The 26259-nt window shown below is 52.8% G+C and carries 26 protein-coding genes and 1 tRNA gene; 13 read left to right on the top strand and 14 right to left on the bottom strand.

Features of this window, described 5'->3' with window-relative positions:
• Positions 1–6: 6 nt before the first annotated feature.
• The 4 genes from JXQ85_RS12905 to JXQ85_RS12890 all read right to left on the bottom strand — a co-directional run bounded on the left by JXQ85_RS12905 (position 7) and on the right by JXQ85_RS12890 (position 5413).
• Positions 7–1395, bottom strand: coding sequence for a DEAD/DEAH box helicase (locus tag JXQ85_RS12905; protein ID WP_421749349.1), 1389 nt, complete (start codon positions 1393–1395; stop codon positions 7–9).
• A 184-nt stretch (positions 1396–1579) separates the two neighbouring features.
• On the bottom strand, positions 1580–2539 hold the full coding sequence (locus JXQ85_RS12900; protein WP_421749348.1) for a glycosyltransferase family 2 protein: 960 nt from the start codon (positions 2537–2539) through the stop codon (positions 1580–1582).
• Between the two features lie 195 nt (positions 2540–2734).
• A complete protein-coding gene (locus tag JXQ85_RS12895; protein WP_421749347.1) occupies positions 2735–4342 on the bottom strand; it encodes a peptide chain release factor 3 in 1608 nt (535 codons plus the stop codon).
• 48 nt (positions 4343–4390) lie between these two features.
• The gene (locus JXQ85_RS12890) at positions 4391–5413 is read right to left on the bottom strand and encodes a Hint domain-containing protein (protein ID WP_421749346.1); all 1023 of its coding nucleotides are present in this window, start codon (positions 5411–5413) and stop codon (positions 4391–4393) included.
• A gap of 164 nt (positions 5414–5577) precedes the next feature.
• Between JXQ85_RS12890 and JXQ85_RS12885 the strand changes: the two genes are divergently transcribed.
• The 4 genes from JXQ85_RS12885 to JXQ85_RS12870 all read left to right on the top strand — a co-directional run bounded on the left by JXQ85_RS12885 (position 5578) and on the right by JXQ85_RS12870 (position 10165).
• Positions 5578–6357 carry an SDR family oxidoreductase gene (locus JXQ85_RS12885; RefSeq protein ID WP_421749345.1) on the top strand — a complete coding sequence of 260 codons (780 nt, stop codon included), beginning with the start codon at positions 5578–5580 and terminating at the stop codon, positions 6355–6357.
• 17 nt (positions 6358–6374) lie between these two features.
• Complete coding sequence (locus JXQ85_RS12880) at positions 6375–7499, top strand: DNA alkylation repair protein (protein WP_421749344.1); 1125 nt, start codon at positions 6375–6377, stop codon at positions 7497–7499.
• A 116-nt stretch (positions 7500–7615) separates the two neighbouring features.
• The gene (locus tag JXQ85_RS12875; RefSeq protein ID WP_421749343.1) at positions 7616–8989 is read left to right on the top strand and encodes a sodium:proline symporter; all 1374 of its coding nucleotides are present in this window, start codon (positions 7616–7618) and stop codon (positions 8987–8989) included.
• A 75-nt stretch (positions 8990–9064) separates the two neighbouring features.
• Positions 9065–10165, top strand: coding sequence for an ABC transporter ATP-binding protein (locus tag JXQ85_RS12870; protein ID WP_421749341.1), 1101 nt, complete (start codon positions 9065–9067; stop codon positions 10163–10165).
• A 31-nt stretch (positions 10166–10196) separates the two neighbouring features.
• On the opposite strand, the gene JXQ85_RS12865 is transcribed toward JXQ85_RS12870, so the two are convergent.
• The 3 genes from JXQ85_RS12865 to JXQ85_RS12855 are packed head-to-tail and all read right to left on the bottom strand — an operon-like array spanning position 10197 to position 12747.
• On the bottom strand, positions 10197–10700 hold the full coding sequence (locus JXQ85_RS12865; protein WP_421749340.1) for a flavin reductase family protein: 504 nt from the start codon (positions 10698–10700) through the stop codon (positions 10197–10199).
• Positions 10700–11590 carry an aldo/keto reductase gene (locus JXQ85_RS12860; protein WP_421749339.1) on the bottom strand — a complete coding sequence of 297 codons (891 nt, stop codon included), beginning with the start codon at positions 11588–11590 and terminating at the stop codon, positions 10700–10702. Before JXQ85_RS12860 ends, JXQ85_RS12865 begins: the two co-directional genes overlap by 1 nt.
• The gene (locus JXQ85_RS12855; protein WP_421749338.1) at positions 11590–12747 is read right to left on the bottom strand and encodes an LLM class flavin-dependent oxidoreductase; all 1158 of its coding nucleotides are present in this window, start codon (positions 12745–12747) and stop codon (positions 11590–11592) included. Before JXQ85_RS12855 ends, JXQ85_RS12860 begins: the two co-directional genes overlap by 1 nt.
• A 112-nt stretch (positions 12748–12859) precedes the next feature.
• On the opposite strand from JXQ85_RS12855, the gene JXQ85_RS12850 reads away from it, so the two are divergent.
• Complete coding sequence (locus JXQ85_RS12850; RefSeq protein ID WP_421749831.1) at positions 12860–13570, top strand: GntR family transcriptional regulator; 711 nt, start codon at positions 12860–12862, stop codon at positions 13568–13570.
• 11 nt (positions 13571–13581) lie between these two features.
• The gene (locus tag JXQ85_RS12845) at positions 13582–14673 is read left to right on the top strand and encodes a Gfo/Idh/MocA family protein (protein ID WP_421749337.1); all 1092 of its coding nucleotides are present in this window, start codon (positions 13582–13584) and stop codon (positions 14671–14673) included.
• Positions 14674–14735: 62 nt separating this feature from the next.
• Here the strand turns inward: JXQ85_RS12845 and JXQ85_RS12840 are convergent, their stop codons facing one another.
• Positions 14736–15965 (bottom strand): MFS transporter, encoded by a 1230-nt coding sequence (locus tag JXQ85_RS12840; RefSeq protein ID WP_421749336.1) that lies wholly within the window; start codon positions 15963–15965, stop codon positions 14736–14738.
• A gap of 150 nt (positions 15966–16115) precedes the next feature.
• On the opposite strand from JXQ85_RS12840, the gene JXQ85_RS12835 reads away from it, so the two are divergent.
• Positions 16116–16745: a DNA-3-methyladenine glycosylase family protein gene (locus tag JXQ85_RS12835; protein ID WP_421749335.1), complete on the top strand. Its 630-nt coding sequence runs from the start codon at positions 16116–16118 to the stop codon at positions 16743–16745.
• Positions 16742–17407, top strand: a complete 666-nt coding sequence (locus tag JXQ85_RS12830) for an alpha/beta hydrolase (protein ID WP_421749334.1) — start codon at positions 16742–16744, stop codon at positions 17405–17407. Before JXQ85_RS12835 ends, JXQ85_RS12830 begins: the two co-directional genes overlap by 4 nt.
• Before the next feature lie 27 nt (positions 17408–17434).
• Here JXQ85_RS12830 and JXQ85_RS12825 read toward each other — a convergent pair whose 3' ends face one another.
• Positions 17435–18214, bottom strand: a complete 780-nt coding sequence (locus JXQ85_RS12825; RefSeq protein WP_421749333.1) for a penicillin-binding transpeptidase domain-containing protein — start codon at positions 18212–18214, stop codon at positions 17435–17437.
• 267 nt (positions 18215–18481) lie between these two features.
• On the opposite strand from JXQ85_RS12825, the gene JXQ85_RS12820 reads away from it, so the two are divergent.
• Both JXQ85_RS12820 and JXQ85_RS12815 read left to right on the top strand, forming a co-directional pair.
• Positions 18482–18730, top strand: coding sequence for a peptidase (locus JXQ85_RS12820; RefSeq protein WP_421749332.1), 249 nt, complete (start codon positions 18482–18484; stop codon positions 18728–18730).
• Positions 18731–18916: 186 nt separating this feature from the next.
• The gene (locus tag JXQ85_RS12815) at positions 18917–19501 is read left to right on the top strand and encodes an HNH endonuclease (RefSeq protein WP_421749331.1); all 585 of its coding nucleotides are present in this window, start codon (positions 18917–18919) and stop codon (positions 19499–19501) included.
• Positions 19502–19549: 48 nt separating this feature from the next.
• Here JXQ85_RS12815 and JXQ85_RS12810 read toward each other — a convergent pair whose 3' ends face one another.
• Genes JXQ85_RS12810 through rocF form a run of 3 tightly spaced genes read right to left on the bottom strand, consistent with a single transcriptional unit; the run spans position 19550 to position 22457 of the window.
• Entirely contained in the window at positions 19550–20602 is a 1053-nt protein-coding gene (locus JXQ85_RS12810; RefSeq protein WP_421749330.1) for an ornithine cyclodeaminase, read from the bottom strand.
• An 11-nt stretch (positions 20603–20613) separates the two neighbouring features.
• A complete protein-coding gene (gene ctlX / locus JXQ85_RS12805) occupies positions 20614–21534 on the bottom strand; it encodes a citrulline utilization hydrolase CtlX (RefSeq protein WP_421749329.1) in 921 nt (306 codons plus the stop codon).
• Positions 21531–22457, bottom strand: a complete 927-nt coding sequence (gene rocF / locus JXQ85_RS12800; RefSeq protein WP_421749328.1) for an arginase — start codon at positions 22455–22457, stop codon at positions 21531–21533. The genes ctlX and rocF overlap by 4 nt, the downstream gene beginning before the upstream one ends.
• 130 nt (positions 22458–22587) lie before the next feature.
• On the opposite strand from rocF, the gene JXQ85_RS12795 reads away from it, so the two are divergent.
• Positions 22588–23013, top strand: coding sequence for an Lrp/AsnC family transcriptional regulator (locus JXQ85_RS12795; protein WP_421749327.1), 426 nt, complete (start codon positions 22588–22590; stop codon positions 23011–23013).
• Here JXQ85_RS12795 and JXQ85_RS12790 read toward each other — a convergent pair.
• The gene (locus tag JXQ85_RS12790) at positions 23010–23471 is read right to left on the bottom strand and encodes a disulfide bond formation protein B (protein ID WP_421749326.1); all 462 of its coding nucleotides are present in this window, start codon (positions 23469–23471) and stop codon (positions 23010–23012) included. The genes JXQ85_RS12795 and JXQ85_RS12790 overlap by 4 nt on opposite strands.
• Positions 23471–24049 carry a YqaA family protein gene (locus JXQ85_RS12785; RefSeq protein WP_421749325.1) on the bottom strand — a complete coding sequence of 193 codons (579 nt, stop codon included), beginning with the start codon at positions 24047–24049 and terminating at the stop codon, positions 23471–23473. Before JXQ85_RS12785 ends, JXQ85_RS12790 begins: the two co-directional genes overlap by 1 nt.
• Before the next feature lie 459 nt (positions 24050–24508).
• Between JXQ85_RS12785 and JXQ85_RS12780 the strand changes: the two genes are divergently transcribed.
• Positions 24509–24592, top strand: a tRNA-Leu gene (locus JXQ85_RS12780).
• Positions 24593–24685: 93 nt separating this feature from the next.
• A complete protein-coding gene (locus JXQ85_RS12775; RefSeq protein ID WP_421749324.1) occupies positions 24686–26047 on the top strand; it encodes an integrase in 1362 nt (453 codons plus the stop codon).
• Positions 26048–26259 lie beyond the last annotated feature (212 nt).

Genomic DNA, 26259 nt, shown 5'->3' with positions numbered 1-26259 from the left:
CGCAGTTTACCCTGCGCGGCGTTCCTCAAAGCTAAGGGCGATAAAGCTTGGCAGGTGATCACCCATACCAATCACGGGCGCATCATTGTCACGCCCACGTCCACCGCGTCCGCGCGGACGGCTGCGATTGTTTTGCTTAGCATTATCGGGTTTTTCAGCTGCTGGTGCTGCGGATTTCGCCGGTGCTTCCTTGGCCTTATCCTCGGTCTTGTCTTCGGCTTTGACACGCGGCTTGCGCTCCGCCGGTTTGACCGGGTTTTCGATCCGCGGGATTTCCTTTTGGATCAGGGCTTCGACTGCTGCAAATTGCTTTTCGTCCCGTCCGGAGCAGATCATCACAGCCTTACCGCTGCGACCTGCGCGACCAGTACGACCGATACGGTGGACATAGTCCTCGGCGTGGCCCGGAACGTCAAAGTTAAAGACATGGGTCACGTTTGGAATATCGATACCACGCGCGGCCACATCAGAGGCCACAAGGAATCGTAGTTCGCCGTTGCGGAAAGCATCCAGCGTTTTCATACGCTGAGATTGATCCAGATCGCCGTGGATTGGTGCTGCGTTCAAACCGTATTTTTTCATCGATTTCGCACAGATATCGACGTCGGTCTTACGGTTGCAGAAAATAATCGCGTTGGAACAAGCTTCGCCTTCAAGCTTGATCAGCTCGCGCAGAACCTTGCGTTTTTCGCTGCCTTCACGATCCCGGCGGGAGGCTTTGAACATCACAACGCCTTGTTCGATGTTCTCAGAGGCCGTCGCCTGACGCGCAACCTCGATCCGCACTGGGGCAGAAAGGAAGGTGTTCGTGATCCGCTCGATCTCTGGCGCCATAGTGGCCGAGAAGAACAGCGTTTGACGTGTGAAAGGTGTCAGGCCGAAAATGCGTTCGATATCAGGGATAAAGCCCATATCCAGCATACGGTCAGCTTCGTCGACAACCATGACTTTTACATCAGACAAGATCAGTTTGCCGCGTTCGAAATGGTCGAGCAAACGGCCTGGCGTTGCGATCAGAACATCAACGCCTTTGTCGATAATGGTTTCTTGCTCCTTAAAGCTGACGCCGCCAATCAACAGGGCTTTCGTCAGTTTCAGGTGTTTGGTGTAGGTGTCGAAGTTTTCTGCCACCTGTGCCGCCAACTCGCGTGTTGGGCACAATACCAAGCTGCGCGGCATGCGCGCACGAGCGCGTCCACGGGCCAGCAGTGATATCATCGGTAGAGTGAAACTTGCGGTTTTACCGGTGCCGGTTTGCGCAATCCCCAGAACGTCTTTGCCTTCTAGAGCAGGGGGGATGGCATCCGCTTGAATCGGGGTCGGGCTTTCGTAGCCCGCTTCTTCAACGGCTTTCAGAACTTTTTTGTTCAGATTCAGATCGGAGAACTTTGTCATGCGTATCCGTGGTTTACGGACATCACGCGCCCGTAGCATCTAGGTGGATCAGGCCCGTTTGGCCCAGCGTTACAACACTATGGTGATCCTTATTGGACCCCCTATAGCATTCCTTGAAATGCGTCAACGACAGGTCCGGTTAACTCGCGCCCTAGCTGAATTTGTTGACAAATTCGAAACAAAACTAATCATAATCTGGAAAGTGTTTTGCCAATTTCGCATCCAGATCCAATCGATATTCACGCAAACAGCCTTCTTCAGCCAGCAATCCTCGCAGGCGTGGCGTTGCCAAACAGACCTCTTCAAAAAAAGCACGCAGGTCAGCGGTGCCATCTTCGGTGAGCGATGAAAATAACTGATGCCGTTGAATGCGTCCCGAGGCAGGCGACAAATTGGTCTCAAGCTCGGCCCGGTAGGAGCCTCTTTCTAGGCGGAACTGCATTATGGACAGCCATTTTTCCCAGTTCTCGATGTGTTTGTGGCAGAGTTCGATAGTGGAACATTGGTAGTCCGGGACACGTTGATCTTTGTTTTCAAATGCTCTGTGAATGGCAATCTTTGCGTTTTTTAACCCAGATCGCACAAAGACCTTTCCGACCACATGACTCACGAATCCGCTTTTGAGCACGCCTCCGAACTGTGGATAGAGTTTCTGCTCTAATCGAAGCCCCGCGTCCCCTTTTCCGGTTAGTGTTTTGCAGTAGGTGAGTTCTGGGTCGAGGTCTGTTTGGTCATCCAAACAAAGCGATTCACAAGGGGCGATGCGAAATTCCGAGGCCTCAGGTGGGCATTTTGACAATTCATCTGCGATACTGCCCTCGGTGCACAAGAACTCATCCACATCAATATGTGCGATCCAGTCCAAATGCTGGTTTTTCCGATAGTGCCGCGTGGCGTTTCGAACTTGTCTGAGCTGATGTTTTGGGGGGCGACGACCCAGCCAATCCTGCCAATAGGCATCATCTGTTAAAACGGCTTGAACCTTGGGGTGGGATTGTAACGCGCGCGCTGTTTCAAGATTGGCGTCATCCAGAAAAACAGTGATATCTGAAGCGCCCTGATCCAGGTGGTAGGACACGAATTTCAGTACAGTTTCTGTGGGCGCTTTGATTGTAGAAACGATGCCCCAAGACGGTTGGCTCATTGCGCTTTATCCTTCCAAGCGATGTGCTTTTCAATCGGCATGCGACAAAGGGTGCGAACTGATTTGCGACACAACACAAGGATAAGAGGCTTCTTTAAAAGCGTGTCGTAACTGCCTTGATATGTTTTGCTTTTTGCCATCTGCTCGCGTGGGCTGTCTATTCTAACCAGCCCACACGGTTTTGCATGGGGCCAGTTAGACCATCATTTCCTTTGTAGCGGTCAATGTCACGTCTGGGTAGTCCCTTCCGACGCGGTCAATATCCCACTGCAAACGCGTCAGGTACACAATATCGCCATCATGGTCATGCGAGATATGCTGTTTGTTGGCGTCTGCAAATTTCTCGACTGCGGCTTTGTCACCACTCACCCAACGGGCTGAAGTAAACTGGCTGGCTTCGAAACGTACCGGCAGGCCGTATTCCATTTCGATCCGGCTGGCGAGCACTTCAAATTGCAGTGCACCCACGACACCAACAATAAAGCCAGAGCCAATAGAGGGTTTGAATACCTTGGCGGCGCCTTCTTCAGCAAACTGCATCAGCGCCTTTTCCAAGTGCTTGGCCTTCATTGGATCGCCTGCGCGCACGCCTTGCAGCAGTTCCGGCGCAAAGGACGGAATGCCTGAGACGCGCAGAGCTTCGCCTTCGGTCAGTGTGTCCCCGATGCGCAGCTGGCCATGGTTTGGAATACCGATGATATCGCCAGCCCACGCTTCTTCAGCGAGCTCACGGTCTGAGGCCAAAAACAGCACAGGGTTCGAAATTGCCATCGGCTTTTTGGTGCGCACATGGGTCAGTTTCATACCACGTTTAAAGTGCCCGGACGCCATGCGTACAAAGGCCACGCGGTCGCGGTGTTTTGGGTCCATGTTCGCCTGAACTTTGAAGACAAAGCCCGCAACCTTCTTTTCTTCAGGAGAAATTTCACGTGGAGAGGCGGTTTGCACCTGTGGTTCAGGACCGTAGTTCGCAATGCCGTGCATCAGTTCTTGCACCCCAAAAGAGTTGATCGCAGAACCAAACCAAATCGGGGTCATGTGACCTTCAAGAACCGATTGCGGATCAAGTTTGGGCAGCAACTCCTTCGCCATCTCAACTTCTTCAAGGAATTTTTCTAGCAATTCTGCTGGAACATGTTCCGCAAGTTTCGGATCATCCAGACCAGAAATCTCAACGGTTTCCGCAATCTTGTTGCGGTCCGCACGGTCCATCAGCTCCAGCCGGTCGCGCAACAGATCATAGCAGCCAACAAAATCGCGACCAACGCCGATGGGCCAAGAGGCTGGCGTTACATCAATCGCAAGGTTTTCTTGGATCTCGTCTATGATGTCGAATGTATCGCGGCTCTCGCGGTCCATCTTGTTACAGAAGGTTAGGATCGGCAGATCGCGCAGGCGACAGACTTCAAACAGTTTTTGCGTTTGGCTTTCAACACCTTTCGCGCCGTCGATCACCATGACAGCTGCATCTACCGCGGTCAGGGTACGGTAGGTGTCTTCGGAGAAGTCCGAGTGGCCCGGAGTATCTACCAAATTGAAGCGGAAGTTATTGAAATCAAAAGACATTGCGGAGGCTGAAACTGAAATTCCGCGGTCTTTTTCCATCTGCATAAAGTCAGACCGTGTCCGACGCGCTTCACCTTTTGCACGCACCTGGCCCGCCATCTGAATCGCGCCACCATAAAGGAGGAACTTTTCAGTCAGTGTGGTTTTACCAGCATCCGGGTGCGAGATGATCGCAAAGGTGCGACGACGCGCAATTTCGGGCGGCAATTCGGGGCGGTTTGAAGCGGTGTTCGACATGAGCGCGCGTATAGCGCTCAGGTCGCGTTGGCGCAATGGCAGAAGGTGTTAGCGCGTGGATGCGCGGCGCAAAAGTTTAGCTGCGTTCTCGGTCAGCAACAGGCGTTCGTTGACTTCGACCGCGACCTTGTCTGGATTGCCCAAACCTGGCTGACTGTTTTTGAACTTTTTGCTCAGAGCACCCGGCAAAACGGAATGCGTTTTATCATCCACCAACATGGTTTCAGCGGCGATACCTTCTGCAAAGATGATATGGTGATCATCAAACAGCAGTTGGAAGTACTCAACAAATCCGCCGTTTTGCGTATAGATTGAGTCGCCATTCAGCAAATAGCGCGCTTTGACCAAAATTTCTGACTGGCCTGCCTCCAACTTATCTTCACGTTGATAAACAAACAGTCGATGGTCTGGATTTACGACGAGATCGCCAAGATTGTTCAACGTGCCTGCGGTGATCACGACGGGAGCGTAGGGGCCGCTTGCGCGCACTGTGGAGCGGCCAATCCAGCGAATCTCTTGGGAGCCTGAGTCACGTGTCAGTACGCGATCTCCGACTTTTAGGTTTTCGATCGCGGTCTGGCTGCCATTTGCCATCGTGATATGTGTTCCGCGCGTGAAAGATACGCAATTCATCAATGCCAATCGGCGATGCGCGGTCTCTTGGTCGATGCCGACCAATGTATAAGGCGTCTTGGTATCAAGGGCGGCTAGCGCATGCAGGTAGATATCAACAACATTGCCTAAGGCATCAACTTCTACAAAGACCAAAGCCTCAAGGGTGTCGCCAGACGAGCGCATTAGGGTGATGCAACAATCCAGATAAAGCTGTGCAGCCGGGCGGCCAACAGAAGACCGCGCGGTGATTTGAAATGCGTTTTCGCCATCGGGTTTGATGGCCAAAGCCGCCGGGTAGGACGCCTGACGCAATTCATATACGTCGTCCAGCATAAGTTCGGACGCAAAAGACAACCCATCACCTTCGTTGGCCCCGTTCACCACACGAAACTCTGACGCGCGGTAAACCGGAAGCTGCTGATCCCGACGATTTTGATGTGGCACAGTAGTTGTCATGCCTTTTCCTTTGTCATGCGCCCGCTGGTTGCCCAACATAGCTTTTGTCTTGCTTTCCATCAGTTCTGCTGACCAATTATGGCAACAAGAGGGATCAGCCTCGGCAATTTGCTGGCGGTTGCATGAAAATCCCGCGATGGTGACACAAAAGAAGGATGACACAAATGGATTTGGGGATCGCGGGGAAAAAGGCACTGGTCTGCGCAAGCTCGAAAGGTCTGGGGCTTGGCTGCGCCGAAGCATTGGCCGAAGCAGGTGTTGATTTGGTGATGAACGCACGTGGTGAAGAGGTTTTGGAGGCTGCAGCAGCAGATATCCGAGATCGATTTGGTGTTTTGGTTCAAACGGTTGTGGCAGATGTCGCCACTGAAGATGGCCAGAAAGCTGTGATTGATGCAGCCCAAGGCGTTGATATTCTGGTGACCAATGCTGGTGGGCCGCCTCCAGGCATGTGGACCGATTGGGATCGTGACGATTTCATCAAAGCGCTGGATGCCAATATGCTGGCGCCGATTGCCCTGATGAAAGCATTGTTGCCGGGTATGATGGGCAAAGGCTGGGGTCGCGTTGTGAACATTACTTCGGTGTCCGTCAAAGCGCCCATTGCTGTGTTGGGCCTGTCCAATTCTGCGCGTGCTGGTCTGACTGGTTATGTAGCCGGGACTGCGCGCCAGGTGGCCGGGCAGGGCGTGACCATCAACAACCTACAGCCGGGCATTCATGCCACAGATCGCGCTGTGTCACTGGATACCGGTGCAAGTCAGGCACAGGGCATTTCCTACGACGAGGCGCAGACTCAACGTTTTGCAACCATTCCGGCGGGCCGTTACGGCACACGTCAGGAATTCGGCGCGACCTGTGCGTTCCTGTGTTCTCAACACGCGGGCTTTATCGTGGGGCAGAATGTTTTGCTCGATGGCGGCGCGACCAACACAACAGTGTAATGGCAAGGGGTACGGGCGTGACACAGGGTTTTTCACTGGCAGATCAGCTGTTTAATGAAGAAACGATTTCAAATATCGCAGAAAATTATGCTGCTGCTGTGGAGGATTTTGACGCTGCAGAGTTCACTGCTGAAGCGGTTTCCAAATTCAAAGACATGGCGTTCATGGAACGAATGGAGTGGATCACGGATTGCATTGAGAAGCGGTTGTCTAGTGATTTTTCCATTATGGCAGGCCAGTTAGAGGCAGCCATGCCACCTGAGTTAGACCCATCTCTGACTGATGACGATTTTGGGCTTTTTACACATGCGCCGCCCGGCTATCTGGCGGTGCGTCACGGGCTTGAAAACCACCGTGAGCGCGCACTTGATTTGATCTATGAGAACACCAAACGGTTCTCGATGGAGTGGCCCATTCGCCCCTTCCTTAATCGCTGGCCCGAAGAAACCATGGCGCGGCTTAAGGCCTGGGCCGTAGATGACAATTACCATGTGCGCCGGCTTGTTTCTGAAGGCACGCGGCCCAAACTGCCATGGGCCAAGAAGCTGGATATGGATGTGCCAACGCCCCTGCCATTGTTAGACACTTTGCATGCCGATCCGACACGCTATGTCACGCGATCTGTAGCCAACCACTTGAATGATATTGCAAAAACTCATCCCGATTTGGTCGTTGATACGCTGAAGTCTTGGCACGCGGCGGGCAAACAAGATGCCAAAGAGCTGGATTGGATGACCCGCCATGCGTTGCGGACTCTGATCAAACAGGGTCATGTTGGCGCGATGGACCTTTTAGGCTTCAAGGCAGATGCGCCGGTTACGCTGAAACGCCTTTCGCTGGAAAGCGACAAAGTAATTGCGGGCGAGGCTTTTCAGTTCGAACTAGACCTTGAGGCAAACGAACAAAGCCCGGTTATCATCGACTATGTAATCCATTTTCAAAAGGCAGGCGGGAAGGTCTCACCGAAGGTCTTCAAGTTGAAACAGGCGGTTTTGAAAAAAGGCAAAGCGCAGACATTTACCAAAAAGCACGTGCTTAAGGCCAATGCGACAACCTTCAAGCTCTTCCCCGGTGCGCATAAGCTGGTCATCCAAGTGAATGGACGGCATTTGGGCGAAGCGGGTTTTGATCTGTCAATGTAAATGCTCAGACCAGCACTGACGCGCTTTCACATTCTCGTGGGGAGCGCACTGGGTGCTGGTTTGCACAAATCTGTCCTGCTAGGCCGGTCTAAACGACCGGAAAACAGGACAAAACCATGCAGGCCACCGCCGTCATCGCCATTTTCGCCTTTATTATTTTGGCGAGCCTCTATGTTGCCCCGCGTCGCGCCAGCGTCGAAGGGTTCTTCTCTGGATCAGGCGCAGAGGGGCAAGCGCCCGGTCTTTGGACTTTGGTGCTCAGCCAAGTCACCACATGGATTTTTGCACGCTCATTGATGAACGCGGCCATTCTGGGGTTTTTCTACGGGATCGCAGGCGTTCTAGCCTATGCGGCTTACTATGGTTCCTTCCTGACTGGAGGTTTCATCATTGGCCGCATGCGTGCCCGTGGCGCGCGGTCTGTGCAAGACTGGCTGGTGGACCATTTCGGCACTGTGGGCACCGGCTGCTACAACCTTGTAATTGCGTTGCGCCTCTTGTCCGAGGTCTTTGCGAACCTGATCGTTGTCGGCCTGATCTTTTCTGCAGCCCTTCCGGGGGTCGCATTTGCAGAGGTCGGAAGCATCCTGATCATAGGCCTTCTGGCCTTGGCATATTCCGCCTGGGGTGGGTTGAGCGCCGCACTGAAAACGGACGTCATGCAGATGTCGTTGTTTCTTGTGGTCTTTGCCGTGGCCCTTTTGGCGCTCATCCTAAGCCCGGGCTTTAGCCTCGGCGCGGTTCTGACGGCCGAAGGTGCGTCAGGTCAGTACAACGGTTGGATCCTGCTATTGGTCGCCTTCTTGCAAGTCTTTTCCTACCCTGTACATGATCCGGTAATGATGGATCGAGGCTTCATCGCGGATGAAGACACCACACGTAAAAGCTTTCTCCATGCGTTTTGGATTTCGGCGCTTTGCATCATTACCTTTGGTTTCTTTGGCATTCAGGCGGCGCTGGATGGTGCTGAATATGAGGGCCAGTTGATTGGCACTTGGGCCACCATCTTGCCGGCTTGGGTCTTTGTGCTGCTCTTGGTGTCTTTGCTTGTCTCAGCGCTTTCCACACTCGACAGCGCGCTTTCATCCGCAGCACGTTTGGTCGTTGAAGAGCTGCGTCTGGCTCCGAAAACTCTGAATGGCGGTCGCATGGCGATGGTCGTTTTTGCGGTCGCAGGAGGCGCTTTGACACTGTGGGGCAACCAATCGCTCTTTGATGCGGTTGCTGTTTCTGGCACGGCCAGCATGTTCCTGTCGCCGGTGATTGTTGCAGCCCTTCTGGGCAATCGCGTGGTTGCACTTTGGGCCTATCTGGTGAGCTTCGCTGCTGCCATGTTGGGCGCTGCGGCGTATTTCCTGCGCGGCAATGAGCTGGTGGCGTCCATCTTGGTTGAAGGCCACAAATACGAACAGCTTCTACAAATCTGTATTGCTGTTCTGGTGATCGGCTTTGCAGCGGTTCTTGTAGGCTCTCGCAGGGTTGAAGCCTAAAAGGCGGGCTGCTACACCCATGCAAAACCCGATGGTTTTCATCATGATTATCGTCGGGCAATGCATGAGGCCCACGTGAGCGCAGAGCAAACCACTACAACGCCCCCTCGGCTGGAAGTCCGTAACCTGTTCCGTCAATTCGGAAATCGTGCGGTGGTCGATGGGGTTTCCCTGCGTATTGAACCGGGGCAGGTGACCTGTCTGCTAGGGCCCTCTGGCTGCGGGAAATCCACAACGCTGCGTATGATTGCAGGCGTGGATATGCAGGACAGCGGCGAGATCTATGTCGACGGCAAGCTGATCTGCGATACTCATTTCCGCATTCCTCCTGAACGCCGCCAGATCGGGTTGATGTTTCAGGACTTTGCGCTGTTTCCGCATATGTCGGTTGCTGACAACGTGGCCTTTGGCCTGAACGGCACGACTGCCCAGAAACGTGCGCGCGTTGAAGAATTGCTTGAGAAAGTTGGGCTGTTTTGGGCAATCGATAAGGCCCCACATCAACTATCTGGCGGCGAACAACAGCGTGTGGCATTGGTGCGCGCGCTTGCACCGCGTCCGCGCATCATGTTGATGGACGAGCCGTTTTCAGGCCTTGATAACCGTCTGCGCGATGGGATCCGGGATGAAACTCTGGCGCTGCTGAAAGAAGAAGACACAGCGGTTTTGTTGGTCACACACGAACCAGAAGAAGCACTGCGCATGGCCGATGAAATCGCTCTGATGCGCAATGGTAAGATTGTGCAGCAGGGCTCGCCTTATAACATCTACAACGCGCCAGTGGATCGCGATGCGATGGCGTTTTTCAGCGACATTAATGTTATTCGAGGCGTCAGCAACGGCGCGTTGACCGAAACACCCTTTGGGCAGTTTTTAACGCCGGGTTGTGCTGAAGGTGCTGAGGTCGAGATTGTTATCCGTCCGCAGCACCTGCATCTGGATTTTAACCGCGGCGGCCTTGGGCCAGCGGTCACGGCTGCGCATGGTCAGGCCGCAGCAGGCATTGTGGAACGCGCGCGCTTTATGGGTACTGAAAGCCTTGTGGAGTTCCGTATGGAACATGATGGCAGCATGCTGAAAGCGACGGTGCCAAATGTGTTTATTCCACAGCCTGGCACACGTTTTTCACTGACCTTGCGACGAGATCGGTGTTTTGTTTTTCCAGTGAAAAACTAGGGAAATCAGTCAGGTAGGGCGTATACCTTACCTATGCTTGCGTGAATGTACCGTGTTTACCGCCAAAGAACGCCAAGCCATCACCTTCGCGCATTTCCGCACGGATGACTTCGCCTAGAATGATGCGGTGATCGCCACCTTCAAACTTGGCCGACTGTTTGCATTCAAACCGCGCCAGTGTGTTACGCAGCAAAGGCACGCCTTCGGGGCTGACATCGTGATCGATATCCTTCAGCGCAAATGCATCTTTTGCAAAACCCCAACACAGCTCTTCTTGATCTGCGCCCAGCACATGAATGGCATAATACTGCGCTGCGTCAAAATACGGGAAACGACGAGAGGTCTTGCTGGGTGACCACAGCACCATCGGCGGATCAAGCGACACAGAGGTAAAGCTGTTGGCAGTGATGCCAACAGGGCCGTCCTCGGACATCGCAGTAACAACGGTGACGCCGGTTGCGAAACGCCCAAAGGCGTCGCGCAGAAGGCGGGTGTTGTCTGCGTCAGGTGCGAAACTGGTCACAGGTGCATTCATCACGGAACTTCCTTACCCAATGCTGCTTCGTAGAGCCGGTACCAGCTCACACGATCAAGCTGGACTTTCAATGCGTCAGAAATACGACCGATCCGGTCCAAATTGTTGGTGCCCATGACCGGTAGAATTTTCGCAGGATGCGCCAGCAAGAAAGCCACAGCAACGGCCGCGCGATCCACACCGTAAGCATTTGCGATTTCATCCATGATGGCACCGATTTGCCCATCGTTGCTCATCAGGCTGCCGCCACCCAGAGGAGACCATGCCATGATTGCATCGTCTTGCTTTTGGTGGAACGCCAGATCGCCATTGGTGAACGGGTTGATTTCTCCCAATGAAATCTCGATTTGGTTGGTGACCAATTGGGTCTTCATCGCAGATTGCAGCAGCTCCCAATCCCATGGACGGAAGTTCGACACGCCGACATTGCGCACCTTGCCAGAGGCCACCATGTCATCCAGCGCCGCGCCAGTTTCATTGTGGTCCATCAGCGGGTCGGGGCGGTGGATCAGCAGCAGATCGATGTGATCAATGCCCATATCTTGCAACGAATGATCGACGGACCTTTCAATATGAGCCCGTGAGGTGTCGTAATATTTGACCTTCGCATCGGAATAGCGCCCCATCGGAGCAACGATGTCGCATTTGGTCACGATTTCCATGCTGTTGCGCAAAGACGGGTTGGCCTTCAATGCGCCACCCAGAACGGCTTCTGCAACATAGCCGCCATAAATGTCAGCTTGGTCAAAAGTGGTGATACCCTGGTCCAGACAAGACTGGATTTTCGCCTCAACATGCGCAGGCGACGTATCTGTGTCGTCACCCAGACGCCACATGCCATAGACGATGCGGCTCATTTCAAGGGAAGGGGAAAGTTTAACGCGATCCATTAGCGGCGCACTCCGTTACCAAGAGGTGTTGCAGGGGTTTCAGCAGGTACGCGGCCGTACTCATGCGGCAAAGAGCATGTCTTGAGGTTTGGCAATACGCGCGCGCCGAAGTGTTTGGCTTCGTCGATATGCGGATAGCCAGAGAAGATAAAGGCGCGAATGCCCATCTTTTGATATTCTTCGATCTTGCTCATGACCTGATCGGTTGAGCCAACCAAAGCGGCGCCGCAGCCAGAACGCGCACGACCCACGCCGGTCCAAAGGTTTGGTTCGATATAGCCGAACTTATCCGCCAGCTCGCGGTTCTTCGCCTGATGGCTCACACCCAAAGAGGTGCTGTCGAGCGCACGTTCACGGATCATGCGGCCATATTCGTCGTCCAGTTTGGAGACGATGTAATCGGCATATTCACGTGCTTCCGCTTCAGTATCGCGCACGATCATGTGCACGCGCAGGCCATAATCCAGCGTACGATCATAGTTATCTGCAACGGAATGTACTGCTTTCATACGACCAGCCAGTTCGTCCATTTTCTCTGGCCACATCAGGTAGACGTCACAGTGCTGCCCACACAGTTCCAGCGCAGCCGGGGAGTAGCCACCAAAATAGAGCAGCGGACCACCGTTTTGCTGATACGGGCGCACCGGATCGGTTGTCAGTCCTTTGAAGTTATAGACTTCGCCTTCGTAGTTGATCTCATCCTGTGTCCAAGCCTGTTTCAAGATCTCCACCACTTCGCGGGAGCGCTGATAGCGGTAGTTGCTGTCTTCTTTTTGACCCGGGAAGTCAGAACTGATGATGTTGATCGTCAGACGGCCCTGCAGCATGTGATCAAGCGTCGCGACCGTGCGGGCCAGCATGATCGGCTGCATTTCCCCGCAGCGCACAGCCGCGAGTAGGTTGATCTTGTCAGTGATTGGCGCACAGCCCGCTACAAAAGACAGTGTGTCTTGCCCAACCTGATAGGAGGATGGGCACAGGATGTTGTTAAACCCCTGTTCTTCAGCCGTTTTTACGATGTTGCTGCAATGCTCCCAGGAGCTGCGCAGATCGCCGTCTGGCTGACCCAGAAATTGATAGTCGTCTGAGCAAAGTGCTGAAAACCAAGAGACTTCCGCCGCTTGCAGGTCCGGAGATGTTATCGGAACGACTGTCATTTTTATTCCTTTGGGTTGCCATCGCTTTCGACTTAGTTAAACATCCAAATAAAGGTGCATCAATGGTGTATCAATTTTTTCTGTCGCTCCTCTGACCCAGCGAAAGGGCTGTATCAATTTGTCCAACCAGAAGCGCAACGCATTACCGGTTTATGTGCAGATCGCCGAACTGATCATACGTGATGTCAGCTCTGGTCGATTAAGCCATGGTGACCGGCTCCCGCCTGAGCGGGAGATGGCGGCAGAGTTTAACACCTCTGTTGGCACGCTGCGCAAGGCGCTGGCGGAGTTGACAAATAAAGGACTTTTAGAGCGAATTCAGGGCTCTGGGAACTATATCAAGACCGGCCAGGTCCGGGACAGTGTCTATGGCATGTTCCGTCTGGAATTGCCCGAAGGTGGTGGTCTGCCACGGGCTGATTTGCTATCAGTTGAGACCCTGCCAAAGCCGGATCATCTGCCGGAATTTGGCTATGCAAAACGGGGCGCGCGCATCCGGCGCCTGCGCTACCTGAATGATACAATTATCGCGGTTGAGGAAATCTGGCTCGACGAATCGGCCGGGCAGGTCACGAAAGACGCCCTGTCTGATTCCCTTTATCGCTACTACCAGAAGCAGCTTGGCTTCTGGATCACACGCGCCGAAGACCGCGTCAGCATCAGTGAGGTGCCAAGTTGGGCACCAGAGACATTCACAAAAACGCCGGGCACACCCGTCGGCTATATTGAACGGTACAGCTGGTCTGACCGTGACTTGCCGATCGAGTTTTCCCGAACATGGTTTGATACAGACCAGGCGCTCTATGTGCAGCGCCTGAAGTAATGGAGAGATCAATGGATCGTATCATCAATTACGGCATCATCGGTTGCGGCATGATGGGGCATGAACACATGCGTAACATCGCGCTGCTGGATGGCGCGCGCGTGGCCGCGATCTATGAGCCCGATGAGATCATGGCCAATGCGGCCAAGGCGATCGAGCCGAATGCCGCTCTGTGCAACTCTCTTGAAGATCTTTTGGATCGCGATGATCTGGATTGTTTATTGGTCGTTAGTCCAAACCACATGCATGTGCCACAGCTTGAGGTGATCGCAGCGCGTAACCCGTTGCCTTTGTTGATGGAAAAGCCGCTGTTCACGGATCCTGCAGACGAAGAAAAACTGCTGGCATTCAAAGAGAGCTACCCGGCACCGATTTGGGTGGCGATGGAATATCGTTATATGCCGTCGATCCAGACCTTTGTGGAAGAGGTGCAAAAAGCGACGGGGGGCGTGAAAATGCTGACCATCCGTGAACACCGTTTTCCCTTCCTGCAAAAGGTTGGCAACTGGAATCGGTTCAATAAGAATTCAGGCGGCACATTGGTTGAAAAATGCTGCCATTTCTTTGACCTGATGCGTTTGATCATTGGCTCGGATCCTGTGCGGATCATGGCCTCTGCAGGTCAAGAAGTGAACCATTTGGATGAAAACTACGATGGCGAGATGTCAGACATCTGGGACACGGCTTATGTGATCGTTGATTTTGAAAACGGTGCGCGTGGCATGCTGGAGCTTTGCATGTATGCCGAAGGCAGTACCTTCCAGGAAGAAATCAGCGCGGTAGGACCAGAAGGCAAGATAGAAGCGTTAGTGCCAGGGCCGGGCCGTTTCTGGCCGACACATTTGGGTGAACCTCCCGTGTCTCAGGTGATTATTAGTCCGCGTTCTCCAAAGGGGCCACAAACCGTTGAGGTTCCGGTGGATCCGACAATTCTGGATGCGGGCGACCACAATGGCTCAACTTTCTATCAGCATGTTAAATTCCTCGAAGTGGTGCGCGGCAACGGTACGCCAGAAGTCACATTGATGGATGGGGTGCATGCTGTGAAAATGGGTTTGTTGGCGCAGGATTCAGCCGTTGAAGGTGTCGTGAAAATCTTCTGAACGTTCTGATATCTCACTTAAGAAAGCCCGTTCAAGTTATTGTGCGGGCTTTCTTTTTTGAATTAATGTGCCAGTTTCTCGGATGGTCGCAAGGCTAACCAAATCAAAGCACCACCTGCCAGCACCAAGAATGGTGCCATGGCCATATTCACGGCTGTCCAGCCCTGAACGGCGTCACCGCCCGAGCAATTCATTAATCCGCCAGAGGCCAGCGAGGCCACAGTCACACCGCCAAAGACGATCAGGTCGTTCATGCCCTGCATTTTACCGCGTTCATGCGGCTCATGCGACATTGTCAGCATGGTGGTGGCTCCGATAAACCCGAAGTTCCAACCGATCCCCAGCAAAATCAGCGCGATAAAGAAATTCTCAAGTTCCACATCTTGCAGTGCGACCACCCCGGCTGCGGCAAGGATCAAAAGACCTGCGGCGACGATTTTCTCGACACCAAAGCGCGCAATCAGGTGGCCTGTGAAAAAGGACGGAGCAAACATCGCCAATACGTGGCCACTGACAACATCGGCGGCATTATCTTGCGTATAACCGCAGCCCACAACCGCTAGTGGGGTGGACGTCATCATCAGGTTCATAAGTGCGTAAGAGACGGTCGCGCAGATCACCGCAACTGCGATGCGCGGTGTGGTGATCAGTTCCCACCGGCTGCGTGATGGGCGGTCGCCTTCTTTGGGTTGCTCAGGCAGCGGAATATCGAGGAATACAAAAAGACCCACTCCGACAAGGTTTAGAATCAAGACCGCTGCATAGGTGCCCATGAAGGGGATCACAAATGCATCAGCTGTCACTTTCACCAATTGCGGTCCAAAGACCGCTGCGGCAAGCCCGCCAGCCATAACATAAGAGATCGCTTTAGGGCGGAAGGCATCAGATGCACTATCGGCGGCTGCAAATCGGTAAAAACCGTGCGCGCTCATATAGATACCGGTGAAGAGGCTGCCCACCAGAAAGAGCGCAAAGCTGCTCGTATAAAGCGCGTATGCTCCAACGGCTGCGCCGATGATGCCACCAGCAGCCCCCACAAAGAAACCAGCACGACGGCCGTGTTTCTGCATGAAATTCGACATCGGAGTCGCTGATAACATGGAGCCCAGCACGATCAGGGAAATCGGCAGGGTGGCAAAGCAGACATTTGACGCCAAAGATTGCCCGGCGAGGCCACCTATGGTGAAAATCATCGGCATCTGCGCGCCGATAATGGCCTGCGCCAAAACCAAAATGAAAACAGTGCGCTTGGCGCGGCGATCATCAATCATATCATCAGCAATCTGGGTCATGACGAATGGCTAGTCGCGTTTTGAAACTTTGAAAAGGGGATTGGTACAATAAAATGAACCAATTCGTTCACATTTCATTTTCCGCATGAAACGGATTTGACAGCGCGGCTTTGATGGGCGCAGATGCCGATAAGAAAGTAAGGGGTGAGCATGGTTGGTCGCATCATCAAAACAGAAGCCTGTGTCGCAGAGGGCGCGGAATGGTTGGCTGGCCAGGATGAACGTTTCCGGCTGGCGCTGGAAGTAACCGGTCCATTGCCCACACGTTTACGAAAAGACGGTTTTGATCAGCTTTTAAGTGCCATTGTCTCGCAACAAGTGAGCGTCGCAGCTGCACGCGCGATTTGGAAGCGCATGCGCGATGCGAAATTGACCGGGCCACGCAAGGTGATGTGGGCTACCGAAGAAGAATTGCGAGCAGCTGGACTAAGTCGTCAAAAGGTGCGCTATGCCAAAGCCTTGGCCGAAGCGCGTATCAATTACAAAGACTTACGAGACACTTCGAACGAAGACATCATTAAGACTCTGACCGAAGTTAGCGGCATCGGCGTCTGGACCGCCGAGATCTATGCCATGTTCTCTTTAGGGCGTGCTGATGTCTTTGCTCCGGGGGATTTGGCGCTTCAGGAAAGCGCGCGATTGTTGTTTGATCTGCCCAAAAGACCGACCGAAAAGCAACTGCGCGTCATGGCTGAGGCCTGGTCTCCGTGGAGATCAGTTGCAGCGCGGCTCTTGTGGGCCTACTACCATGTGGCAAAAGACAGGGAAGGCATCGCATGACTCGCGTTTTAAACACACTTCGCAAAGAACCCGTTTCTGGGGAGACCCGGTCTGTGGTGGTGTTTCTGCACGGCTATGGTGCGAATGGGCAGGATTTGATTGGTCTGGCGGATCCGCTAGCGGAACACCTGCCAGATACTCTGTTTCTGGCACCTGATGCGCCCGAGACCATCCCGGGCATGCCAATGGGACTGCAATGGTTCCCGATCCCGTGGATTGATGGATCTTCTGAGGAAGAAAGCGAGCGCGGCATGATGGCGGCGGTCGAAGATCTGAATGCGTTTCTTGAAGCGATGATGGTCGACGAAGACGTTCTGCCAGAACAGGTGGTGCTGTTTGGCTTCTCACAAGGCACGATGATGGCGCTGCACGTCGCCCCGCGTCGCGAGGACGAAGTGGCTGGCGTTGTTGCCTTTTCTGGTCGTTTGCTACGTCCTGAACTTTTGGCGGACGAAACCGTCAGCCGCCCAGCAGTGTTGCTGGTGCATGGCGATCAAGACGATGTTGTGCCGGTGCAATCCCTGCCGCAGGCGGCAGAAGCTTTGCAGGAAGCCGAGTTCAAAGATGTCTTTGCGCATATCATGAAGGGCACCGCGCACGGGATTGCGCCGGATGGGCTGAGCGTGGCTCTGGCGTTTATGCGGGATAAGTTGGGGCTTTAGCCTTCTTTGCTTAGGCGTTTGCTGGCTCTATTCACAATCAAAAGCCCCGATATCTTGTAAAACGGCATATGTGATTTTCGTGCGATGCGCGAGATATCTGGTATCGGGCATGTCTAGATTGAGCGCAAAGATATATTCGTCGCTAGAACACTCTACCCAACCAACATGCCAACCAATATCCATATTGTCTTTGCTGTAGCGCCATCCGGTTTTTGATCGCATTACCCAATTTGAACCCCGGTCGCTTTCCATGATCGCTTTTGTGGAAGCATAGGTCGATGCAGACAATGGAAACGCTTCTTGGGCGAGTTTTGATAGAAACTCTATTTGCTCCATTGCCGAAATCCTAAGGGTGCCATCCAGCCAATAACGGGGGGTGTCACCAAATGTGCCGACATCCATGTTGCCATAGGCAAGGCTTTGCAATTCATCAGACATCACCTCGCGCCCGGTAGACTGCGCAATCTCTTGGTAGACCCAGACAGCCGATTTTTGAAAGGCCGATGCCAAAGTCTGATCTTGATTCCATGCACGGACACTTCTGGAGACACCGTCCCATGGAAAGATCGTGGTAGTGGTTGCTATGCCATTCTTGAGCGCGATTATTGTGTGGGGAACTTTCGATGTTGATGCGGGCGAATATTGAATATGCGCGCGCTCAGGATTGCTCATCCAAATCTGCCCATCGGAAAGACGTTTTACGACAATCGTCGTGTCCGTGATTTCATCACGTATTGATGCAACCATGTCCCTTACGTCGATTGGGTCAGCAATTACGGTTTTGCTGATGCAAATCACCAATGTCATCAAGCTTCCAAAGGCAACGCGTTTGACCATTTTTGATCGCAATGTTTGGTTTAGTGTCATGTTGCCCTGTATGTTTTCGGTTACGGGAATTCTTGGTTTTGATACGTTGTGACGATCATCGAAACTTGCTTCTGATGAGATGATTAACAAAAAACCAGTCGATTGAATTTTCGAAAACCTAAGATTGCATTTTCAAGCAACTTTCTGCTAATTCTACCCTTAGCAGAACGCCGGGTTCACGGCGCTGTTTACCCGAGAGTATAAGGAATGAACTACCTGAAGTTCGCTGCATTTGAGCAGCAGCTGAAGTGGCTGGCGCTGGTATTAGGCCTCGCGAGCACTATTTCTATTGTGCAAGGCTGGCAACTCGCCGCGATGCTATTCAGCCTGCCATTCTGTTTGATTTGGATATTTTGTGCCTGGCTCAGGAACGAGCCTCAGCTGAAATACATTAACGTCATTTTTGCGATTTTATATGCTTATGGGATCGGGCGTTACTTCATCCTAGCCGGCTGACAGGGCCATTCGCCTAAATTCCAGACTGTCACGCTATCGTTACGGAATCGCCTTAGCCAAACCTCAAAGACATATATCGTGGGGGTTGCCAAGGCGTTGCCGCGATATATAGTAGAGATAGAGCAGGGCGGGACGTCCCGCCCGAATGCTGGAAAATCAGGCAGTTGGGTGGAGGTTGAGTCCCCAATGGATGGCGATTTCAGGACAGAGTTTGTACATCAGCCCGCTGGGTTGAAACAGCATCCTGCATTGGTGTTGAACGCGGATTATCGACCGCTTTCCTATTACCCGCTGTCGCTCTGGCCTTGGCAGGACGCTATCAAAGCCGTTTACATGGACAGGGTCGATATCGTGGCGGAATATGACACCTATGTGCATAGTCCCAGCACCGAGATACGGATCCCATCCGTGGTTGTCCTCAGAGATTACGTCAAACCAGTAAAGCGCGTGGCCTTCACGCGCTTTAATCTTTTTTTGAGGGATGAATTTCAGTGTCAGTACTGCGGGGCTAAGGGCGATTTGACCTTTGACCACGTCGTCCCACGCGCGGCCGGTGGCGTCACCAGCTGGGAAAACGTGGTGGCGGCTTGCAGCCCATGCAACCTGAAGAAGGGGTCAAAGAGCCTCAAGCGCGCCAATATGCAACTGCGCAAACCTGTGCGTCAGCCACGCGCTGAAGAGTTGCGGAATATGGGGCGGAAGTTCCCTCCGAACTTCCTGCACGATAGCTGGGTGGATTTCCTGTATTGGGATGCAGAGCTCGACGCCTAAGCGTCAGAAGCCCCAGAGCAAATGCCGGGGCTTCTTGTGTTTGTGTCTTTAGGCGTCAGCTTTTGACCGCTGCAACATTCCAAACAGATCGCGCGGATCATCTGGGTCTGCAAGCATATCCAGCATATCGGCGAATTCAGTGTTCTTCACGCGGTCGCGCACATAGCGCAGCGCTGAAAAGTCCTCGATTGCAAATCCAACGCCATCAAACAAAGTAATTTGTTTGTCATCGCGGCGGCCGACCTTGGCTCCGGTGATCACTTCCCACATTTCTGTGACCGGGAAGTCATCCGCCATCTGTTGGATTTCGCCTTCGATACGCGTTTGCTCTGGGAATTCTACGAAGACATCAGCGCGGTCCAGAATGCCTGCCGCAAGTTCGGTTTTGCCCGGGCAGTCGCCACCAATCGCGTTGATGTGCACGCCTTCGCCGACCATGTTGTCGGTCAGAATGGTTGCGTTTTTCTTATCGGCAGTACAGGTGGTCAGGATTTGAGCCCCCTGCATCGCCTCTTCGGGTGTTGTGCATTTCACGACGCTGACACCCATGTTTGACAGGTTGGTCGCGCATTTATCAGTGGCGGCTTGGTCTACATCATAAAGGCGAACCTCTTTAATGCCGACAATGGCCTTCATCGCCAGAGTTTGGAATTCAGACTGTGCACCATTGCCAATCATTGCCATGGTTTTGGAACCTTTTGGGGCCAAATGTTTTGCCACCATTGCCGATGTAGCCGCAGTCCGCAGTGCGGTGAGCAAGGTCATTTCAGTCAAAAGCACGGGGTAGCCGGTATAAACATCTGCCAGCAGCCCAAAAGCGGTCACTGTCTGCAGGCCTTCAGAGGTGTTCTTTGGATGGCCGTTCACATATTTGAATCCATAGGCCTCGCCATCAGATGTTGGCATCAGTTCAATCACACCCACGTCGGAATGTGATGCAACACGCGGGGTTTTGTCAAAAAGCTCCCAGCGTTTGAAATCGTCTTCGATATAACCTGCGATCTCAATCAGCATGGTCTCGATGCCAATGTGATGCACAAGGCGCATCATATTGTCGACGCTTACAAAAGGAACGAGGGCTTTGTCGGAAGGTAGGGTCATTTGGAAATCCTTCAGGCAGAACGGCGGGTGAGGTGAATGCCTGCAATCATGCAGCGCACGGACCCGCCGGCGGTTTCGATGGTTGGAACGGAAAGGGGCAGGGGCTCTGCCGATTTTTCGATGATCGCAAGCTGATCTGGGCGCAGAGATGTCAACGCGCGTGACGAAAGCGCCAATCGGCGTTTGTGACCTGTGAGCTCGATCGCGTTGCCTGCAAATTCGCCAATCTGATCATGGGTTAAGTCGATGACTTCACAGCCAGATTCTTCGAGGCGGGAGGCAACCGTACGGCGACGTTCTGCATCTACAATCATATCGAGGCAGATCAACGCATAGTTGGTGCCAATGCCCATCAACACGTTGGTGTGGTAGACATCACGGCCCTGCGCATCTTTGGCTTCAAAGGCGATTGGTTCAAAATTGAAATGCGTGCAAAAGCGCTCCAGGATGACCGGATCCGCACGATTGGATTTCACCGTATACGCAATGCGCCCCATGTGATCGAGCACCATCGCACCCGTGCCTTCCAACGCGAGATTGTCGGCTTCCAAGCCCGAATAATCGATCACATCTTGAACGCGGTACTCGGCTTTCAGCATTTCGATGACATCCATGCGCCGCTCTAGGCGACGGTTCTGTGCGAACATCGGATAGATTGCGACATGGCCACCTGCATGGGTTGAGAACCAGTTGTTTGGAAATACGCTGTCTGGCGTTTTGGTAGTGTGATCGTCAAAGACATGCACTTTGATGCCTGCGTTACGCAGATCAATGACCGCCTGATCAAACTCGGCCAATGCAGCCTCGGACGTTGCATCAGCAGAGCGATTGCTGAGCGTCTGAAACGCGTTGTCGTCGCGTGTGTCTGGGTTTGAACAAAAATGATGTGGTCGGATCATGACCACAGATTGTGGGGCTTGAATCGATTTCAAAAGTGGCTCCGTGTTGGACGGTCAAAGATTTTGCGACCCAGGGATGAGGCCGCTAGATCGACCATCAGGGTTGCGGTGCGGCCGCGCTCGTCCAAGAACGGATTAAGCTCGACCAGATCCATTGAGGTCATGAGACCGCTGTCGTTAAGCATTTCCATCACCAAATGGGCTTCGCGCACGGTGGCGCCGCCGGGAACAGTTGTGCCAACGGCAGGGGCAACACTCGGGTCAAGGAAATCCACGTCTAGCGAGACATGCAGCATGCCATTTGCCTCTGCGACGCGTTTCAGGAAGGCTGCCAATGGTTTGGCGATGCCGCTTTCGTCGATCTCGCGCATATCGTGGCGATGGATATTGCTGACTTGCAATGCATCACGTTCCGCTTGGTCCACAGAGCGCAAACCAATGATACAGACGTTTTCTTGAGGGACTGGGTTTTCGACTTTTGGAAAGCCTTCAAACCCATCGCGTCCAGTAAAATATGCAACCGGTGTTCCATGCAGGTTGCCGGTATCTGTAGAGGTTGGTGTGTGGTAGTCGCTATGCGCATCCAGCCAAAGTACAAATTGTGGCCTATTTTGTGCGTTAGCAAAGCGGCTCACCCCGGTCACGGACCCGGCAGCTAAGCTGTGATCCCCACCCAGAAAAATTGGAAGTCCATCCTGCATTGCGGCTTCGGCGGCTTCTGCCAAGGCTTCGGTCCAGGCGATTGTTTCAGACCAATAGTGAATTTTCGCATCTGGTGGCGTCATTTGCAGATCGGCACGTTTAACGTTGCCGCGATCCTCAACCTTATGGCCAAGCTCTTCTAGGCTTTCCTTCAACCCAGCGGTGCGATAGGCGTCAGGGCCCATCAAGCACCCGCGACGCCGTTTGCCGGAATCCACCGGTGCGCCCAGTAGAATGCACGTGTGTTTTGTCATTTTTTCAACCTGAATCAAATGTGGTTCACTGTGTTGTTGACAATTTTGCTTGCAAAATGGGTTGATATTTACCCAGCAAATTGTACAAAGCGGAACCTGATTGATCAAAGTGGTTAAAAGAGTTTCCGAAATGGATGATGTCGACCGTAGCCTAATCTCTGCCCTGCGCCATGACGCACGGGCGTCTTTGTCTGATCTTGCTGCAGCGCTTGGGGTGTCGCGCACGACTATTCGAGGGCGGCTGGATCGTTTGAAAGAACGTGGTGACATTGTCGGCTTCAGTGTTGTTCTGAAGGAAGATGTACAGACCGACGCCATCCGCGCGCTGATGATGATTGGGATTGAGGGACGTGGCACGGACCGCATTGCGCGTCAGCTGCGTGGAATGCCGATGGTGAAAGCGGTGCATTCTACAAATGGTCGTTGGGACCTGATTGTGGAGTTGGGTACCGATACTTTGGCCGAGCTTGACGAGATGCTCGCGCAAATTCGTCGGTTTCAGGGTGTGTCGACCAGTGAAACCAGCATTCTTTTGGCGACAAGTAAGCGGTCTTAGTCTTTCTTAACGGCGACCCAAAGCCATCCTGCTGCAAAGGCCAGCGAGGCAATCGCGTTCAGATTGGCCATGGTGAATCCAAACATCTCCCAAGGAATCTCATCACAGCGTACGAGCGGGGCACTCATGATTTGGTTGAACAGCTCATCGGCCTCCAAACCATCGATGGATGTCGAACTGCAGGAACTTGGTCCGTCCCAGAGTTTACGCTCGACCCCAGAATGAAACACTCCGATGCCCGATGTGATCAGCATGGCGGCGGCACCAAGCCACGCGAAAATGCGTGTTTTGAGCGCCAAGGCCAGCGCGCCAATCGCAATGGCTGCGAAATGCGGGTAGCGCTGCCAATAACACATTTTACAGGGCGGGTAGCTCCCGATGTATTGGAACCCCCATGCCGAAAGGATCATGGCGGTTGATGCAAGTGTCAGAAGCAGCGTTGCGGATTGACGGGACATTACATGTACCTCACAGCCATAAACCCACCGAAAAGCACGATGAGAAAGAGGGTGAACATCAGGCCCAGGCGCTTCTCGATAAAGTTGCGGATTGGATCGCCAAATTTCCAAAGCAGCGCGGCAACGATGAAAAAGCGTAGCCCGCGGGCAAGGATGGATGTCGCGATGAACGTTGCGATGGGCATGCCGGTCCAACCCGACATGATGGTGATGACCTTGTAAGGGAAGGGCGTGATGCCTGCTCCTAGAACGGCCCAGAACCCAAAGTCATTAAAGCGTGTGTTGAATTCAGCCATGGCGTCACCTTTGCCGAGGCTTTCCAAAATGGGTTGGCCGATTTGATCGAAGGCAAAGGAGCCGATCGCATAGCCAAGAACACCACCTGCCACAGAAGAGATCATTGCAACCAAGGCGATCAACCAAGCGCGGTGAGGCGCGGCTAAGATCATTGGGATCATCATAATGTCAGGTGGGATTGGGAACATAGAGCTTTCAATGAAGCTGACAAATGCCAGTGCCCAAAGCGCACGCGGATGATCCGCAAGCCGCATCGTCCAATTGTATAGATTCTTGAGCATGCTCACCTCAACTCGTCACAAATGTGAGGTGCGTTACTTCGCCTTCGAGTTCAAGTGAATTTTCCATATGGACGCCTGGTTGTTGTATCTATGTTCGACGATTTGGATATAGATCAGGTGTCGGTTTTTAGGTATAAACCATAGTGGCTTATAAGGTATTTATGATGTTTTACATTATTATAATTTTGTGAGGTTTGGAGTGTAGGTCATTGAAATGTATGTTTCTTCTCCGAATTCACATATCCAGATACTCATTACAGTTAAAGTGACCGATTTAACTTTGATTTAATAGGTTATTTGGAGTTATTCACAGCATACCTGTGGGTGTTTCAAAATGGGACTTAAATACCACCTTGAAGGTATCACCGCATCGGATCGAAACTTTTTTTGGTAAATTTGGGTAAATTGGTGTTTTGCCTCTGGACGCCAATTCGCGGTTTCGTTATTTCGACCGAACGTGCCCAAGTGGCGGAATGGTAGACGCAGGGGATTCAAAATCCCCCGCCGCGAGGCGTGCCGGTTCGAGTCCGGCCTTGGGTACCAATTTATCCGCGGTAAGTTGTTGATGTAGAAGGACTTTGTGTCCTCTTGCATCGGCCTTGCATACACGTTTACCTACACAAATGGGTTAACTGCATGCGGACTTTTACCGTGAAATACGTCTCGAATGACAAACGAACTGGGCACTACGTTTATCGTAGACGCGTTCCTGCGGCATTGGCGGAAGTCATTCAAAAGCGGGAGTTTCTCAAAGTCTTGGGTCGTACTGAAGCTGAGGCGCTCAGCCAGTACAGCCGCTACAATGAGCACATTGAGCATCTTATCGCGTTGGCCAAGCATGGTGTAGTTGGCCTTTCAGAGGCGCAGCAGAGAGCTCAGCTCATCGCACTATTTGAAGAGTGGGGTGCAGACCCATTTGGCCCTGGTCAATCGGAGAACGAGAGATCATGGAGGGAGGTTGCAGCCGAGAGATTGGTTGGTCCCCACCAAAATCCGCGCACGGGCCATTATGAGGGCGTACCAAAGAGCAAAGAAGTGATGGCGAATGCTCTTTTGGGCGGGATGAACAAAGAGGCCCCGGAGCCAACCCTCAGGGATGCCTTTGAGTTTTACCTGGAGGAAAACAAGAAGCCTATTCCTGAGCAGAGGAAGAAGCAGGAACAGCGGCTGAAGCGTGCTGAGAAAAACCTCATCGCGGTGATTGGAGAAGACCTAAGGGTGTCTGAGATCACCAGAGCGCACGCGCGATCCTGGAGGAAAATGAGGGAAACCCAGGGGGTCACAACTTCTACGATCCGCCGAGAGAAGAATGACATCTCAGCCGTAATCAACCTTGCAAACAGTGAGTTGGACGCTGGGTCGAGCAATCCTTTTGTGGGGTTGAAACTCGCTAAGGCTACGACAAGTCGCCTCAAAGAACGTTTTCCATTGCCTCAAGAGGTGATTGATGGAGTCTATGGGGAGTTAAGTAAAAATAAATCTCTCTTGCAAATCTGGACACTAATGGACTTCACGGGTGCTCGACCCGGTGAGATCAGAATGCTTAAGTCCGATGAGATAGTTCTAGATTGCGATGTACCACATATAGAGGTGCGGGAGCGTGATGACAGGACTCTCAAGACACTTTGGTCAGTTCGAAAGATACCCGTTATTAAGGGGGCACTGACAGTGTGTCAGGAGCTTCTTAAAGGGGCAGCGAGCAATGATTACGTGTTTCCCAAGTACGCAAGTGAAGGAGGCCTCGACCGGCTTTCATCGGCGCTTTCGCGGCGCGTCAGGAAGTTTACCAAAGACCCCAAGCATGTGCCCTACAGCCTTCGTCACAACATGCGGGATCGAATGAGACGAGCTGAGGTTAGCATTGAGGTTTCAAACGCCATTGATGGGCGGGCTTACAGTTCCGGCGAAGATGCCTCGTATGGCGGCGAGATTTCATTGGAGCAGAAACAGGATGCGCTAGAGAAAGCTCTAACTGGTTATCCTCGGCGGCCACAATAGTTTCTGGTACAAATTTTCATCAACTTGTTCATGTAAAGCTGTTTAATAACAAATGCTTGTCGTTCTTTTTGGGTGTCGAAGCTGTCGTCTTGCGAGAGTGCGCCGCTCATCTAATTCAAGCTAGAAATTGTTTGAGACAACCAAAAAGCGCTTTTAAGTTGTGGAATCACCTCTTTTACAATCAAGTTGAGCCTATGGACTCAAAGCATTGG

The sequence above is a fragment of the Cognatishimia sp. genome, assembly GCF_049116455.1.
In the GTDB taxonomy this organism is placed as follows: domain Bacteria; phylum Pseudomonadota; class Alphaproteobacteria; order Rhodobacterales; family Rhodobacteraceae; genus Cognatishimia.
Note: the sequence above shows the minus strand (reverse complement) of the source record. Positions and strands in the feature narration are given on the sequence as shown.

Bases quoted from the DNA above. Each gene is read 5' to 3' on its own strand.
- JXQ85_RS12835 (WP_421749335.1), top strand. From the start codon at position 16,116: ATGGTTGGTCGCATCATCAAAACAGAAGCCTGTGTCGCAGAGGGCGCG.
- JXQ85_RS12890 (WP_421749346.1), bottom strand. From the start codon at position 5,413: ATGACAACTACTGTGCCACATCAAAATCGTCGGGATCAGCAGCTTCCG.
- JXQ85_RS12795 (WP_421749327.1), top strand. From the start codon at position 22,588: ATGGATGATGTCGACCGTAGCCTAATCTCTGCCCTGCGCCATGACGCA.
- JXQ85_RS12865 (WP_421749340.1), bottom strand. From the start codon at position 10,700: ATGAATGCACCTGTGACCAGTTTCGCACCTGACGCAGACAACACCCGC.
- JXQ85_RS12840 (WP_421749336.1), bottom strand. From the start codon at position 15,965: ATGACCCAGATTGCTGATGATATGATTGATGATCGCCGCGCCAAGCGC.
- JXQ85_RS12790 (WP_421749326.1), bottom strand. From the start codon at position 23,471: ATGTCCCGTCAATCCGCAACGCTGCTTCTGACACTTGCATCAACCGCC.
- JXQ85_RS12845 (WP_421749337.1), top strand. From the start codon at position 13,582: ATGGATCGTATCATCAATTACGGCATCATCGGTTGCGGCATGATGGGG.
- JXQ85_RS12900 (WP_421749348.1), bottom strand. From the start codon at position 2,539: ATGAGCCAACCGTCTTGGGGCATCGTTTCTACAATCAAAGCGCCCACA.
- JXQ85_RS12905 (WP_421749349.1), bottom strand. From the start codon at position 1,395: ATGACAAAGTTCTCCGATCTGAATCTGAACAAAAAAGTTCTGAAAGCC.
- JXQ85_RS12775 (WP_421749324.1), top strand. From the start codon at position 24,686: ATGCGGACTTTTACCGTGAAATACGTCTCGAATGACAAACGAACTGGG.
- JXQ85_RS12860 (WP_421749339.1), bottom strand. From the start codon at position 11,590: ATGGATCGCGTTAAACTTTCCCCTTCCCTTGAAATGAGCCGCATCGTC.
- JXQ85_RS12825 (WP_421749333.1), bottom strand. From the start codon at position 18,214: ATGACATTGGTGATTTGCATCAGCAAAACCGTAATTGCTGACCCAATC.
- rocF (WP_421749328.1), bottom strand. From the start codon at position 22,457: ATGACAAAACACACGTGCATTCTACTGGGCGCACCGGTGGATTCCGGC.
- JXQ85_RS12895 (WP_421749347.1), bottom strand. From the start codon at position 4,342: ATGTCGAACACCGCTTCAAACCGCCCCGAATTGCCGCCCGAAATTGCG.
- JXQ85_RS12855 (WP_421749338.1), bottom strand. From the start codon at position 12,747: ATGACAGTCGTTCCGATAACATCTCCGGACCTGCAAGCGGCGGAAGTC.
- JXQ85_RS12820 (WP_421749332.1), top strand. From the start codon at position 18,482: ATGAACTACCTGAAGTTCGCTGCATTTGAGCAGCAGCTGAAGTGGCTG.
- JXQ85_RS12810 (WP_421749330.1), bottom strand. From the start codon at position 20,602: ATGACCCTACCTTCCGACAAAGCCCTCGTTCCTTTTGTAAGCGTCGAC.
- JXQ85_RS12830 (WP_421749334.1), top strand. From the start codon at position 16,742: ATGACTCGCGTTTTAAACACACTTCGCAAAGAACCCGTTTCTGGGGAG.
- JXQ85_RS12875 (WP_421749343.1), top strand. From the start codon at position 7,616: ATGCAGGCCACCGCCGTCATCGCCATTTTCGCCTTTATTATTTTGGCG.
- JXQ85_RS12785 (WP_421749325.1), bottom strand. From the start codon at position 24,049: ATGCTCAAGAATCTATACAATTGGACGATGCGGCTTGCGGATCATCCG.
- JXQ85_RS12815 (WP_421749331.1), top strand. From the start codon at position 18,917: ATGGATGGCGATTTCAGGACAGAGTTTGTACATCAGCCCGCTGGGTTG.
- JXQ85_RS12885 (WP_421749345.1), top strand. From the start codon at position 5,578: ATGGATTTGGGGATCGCGGGGAAAAAGGCACTGGTCTGCGCAAGCTCG.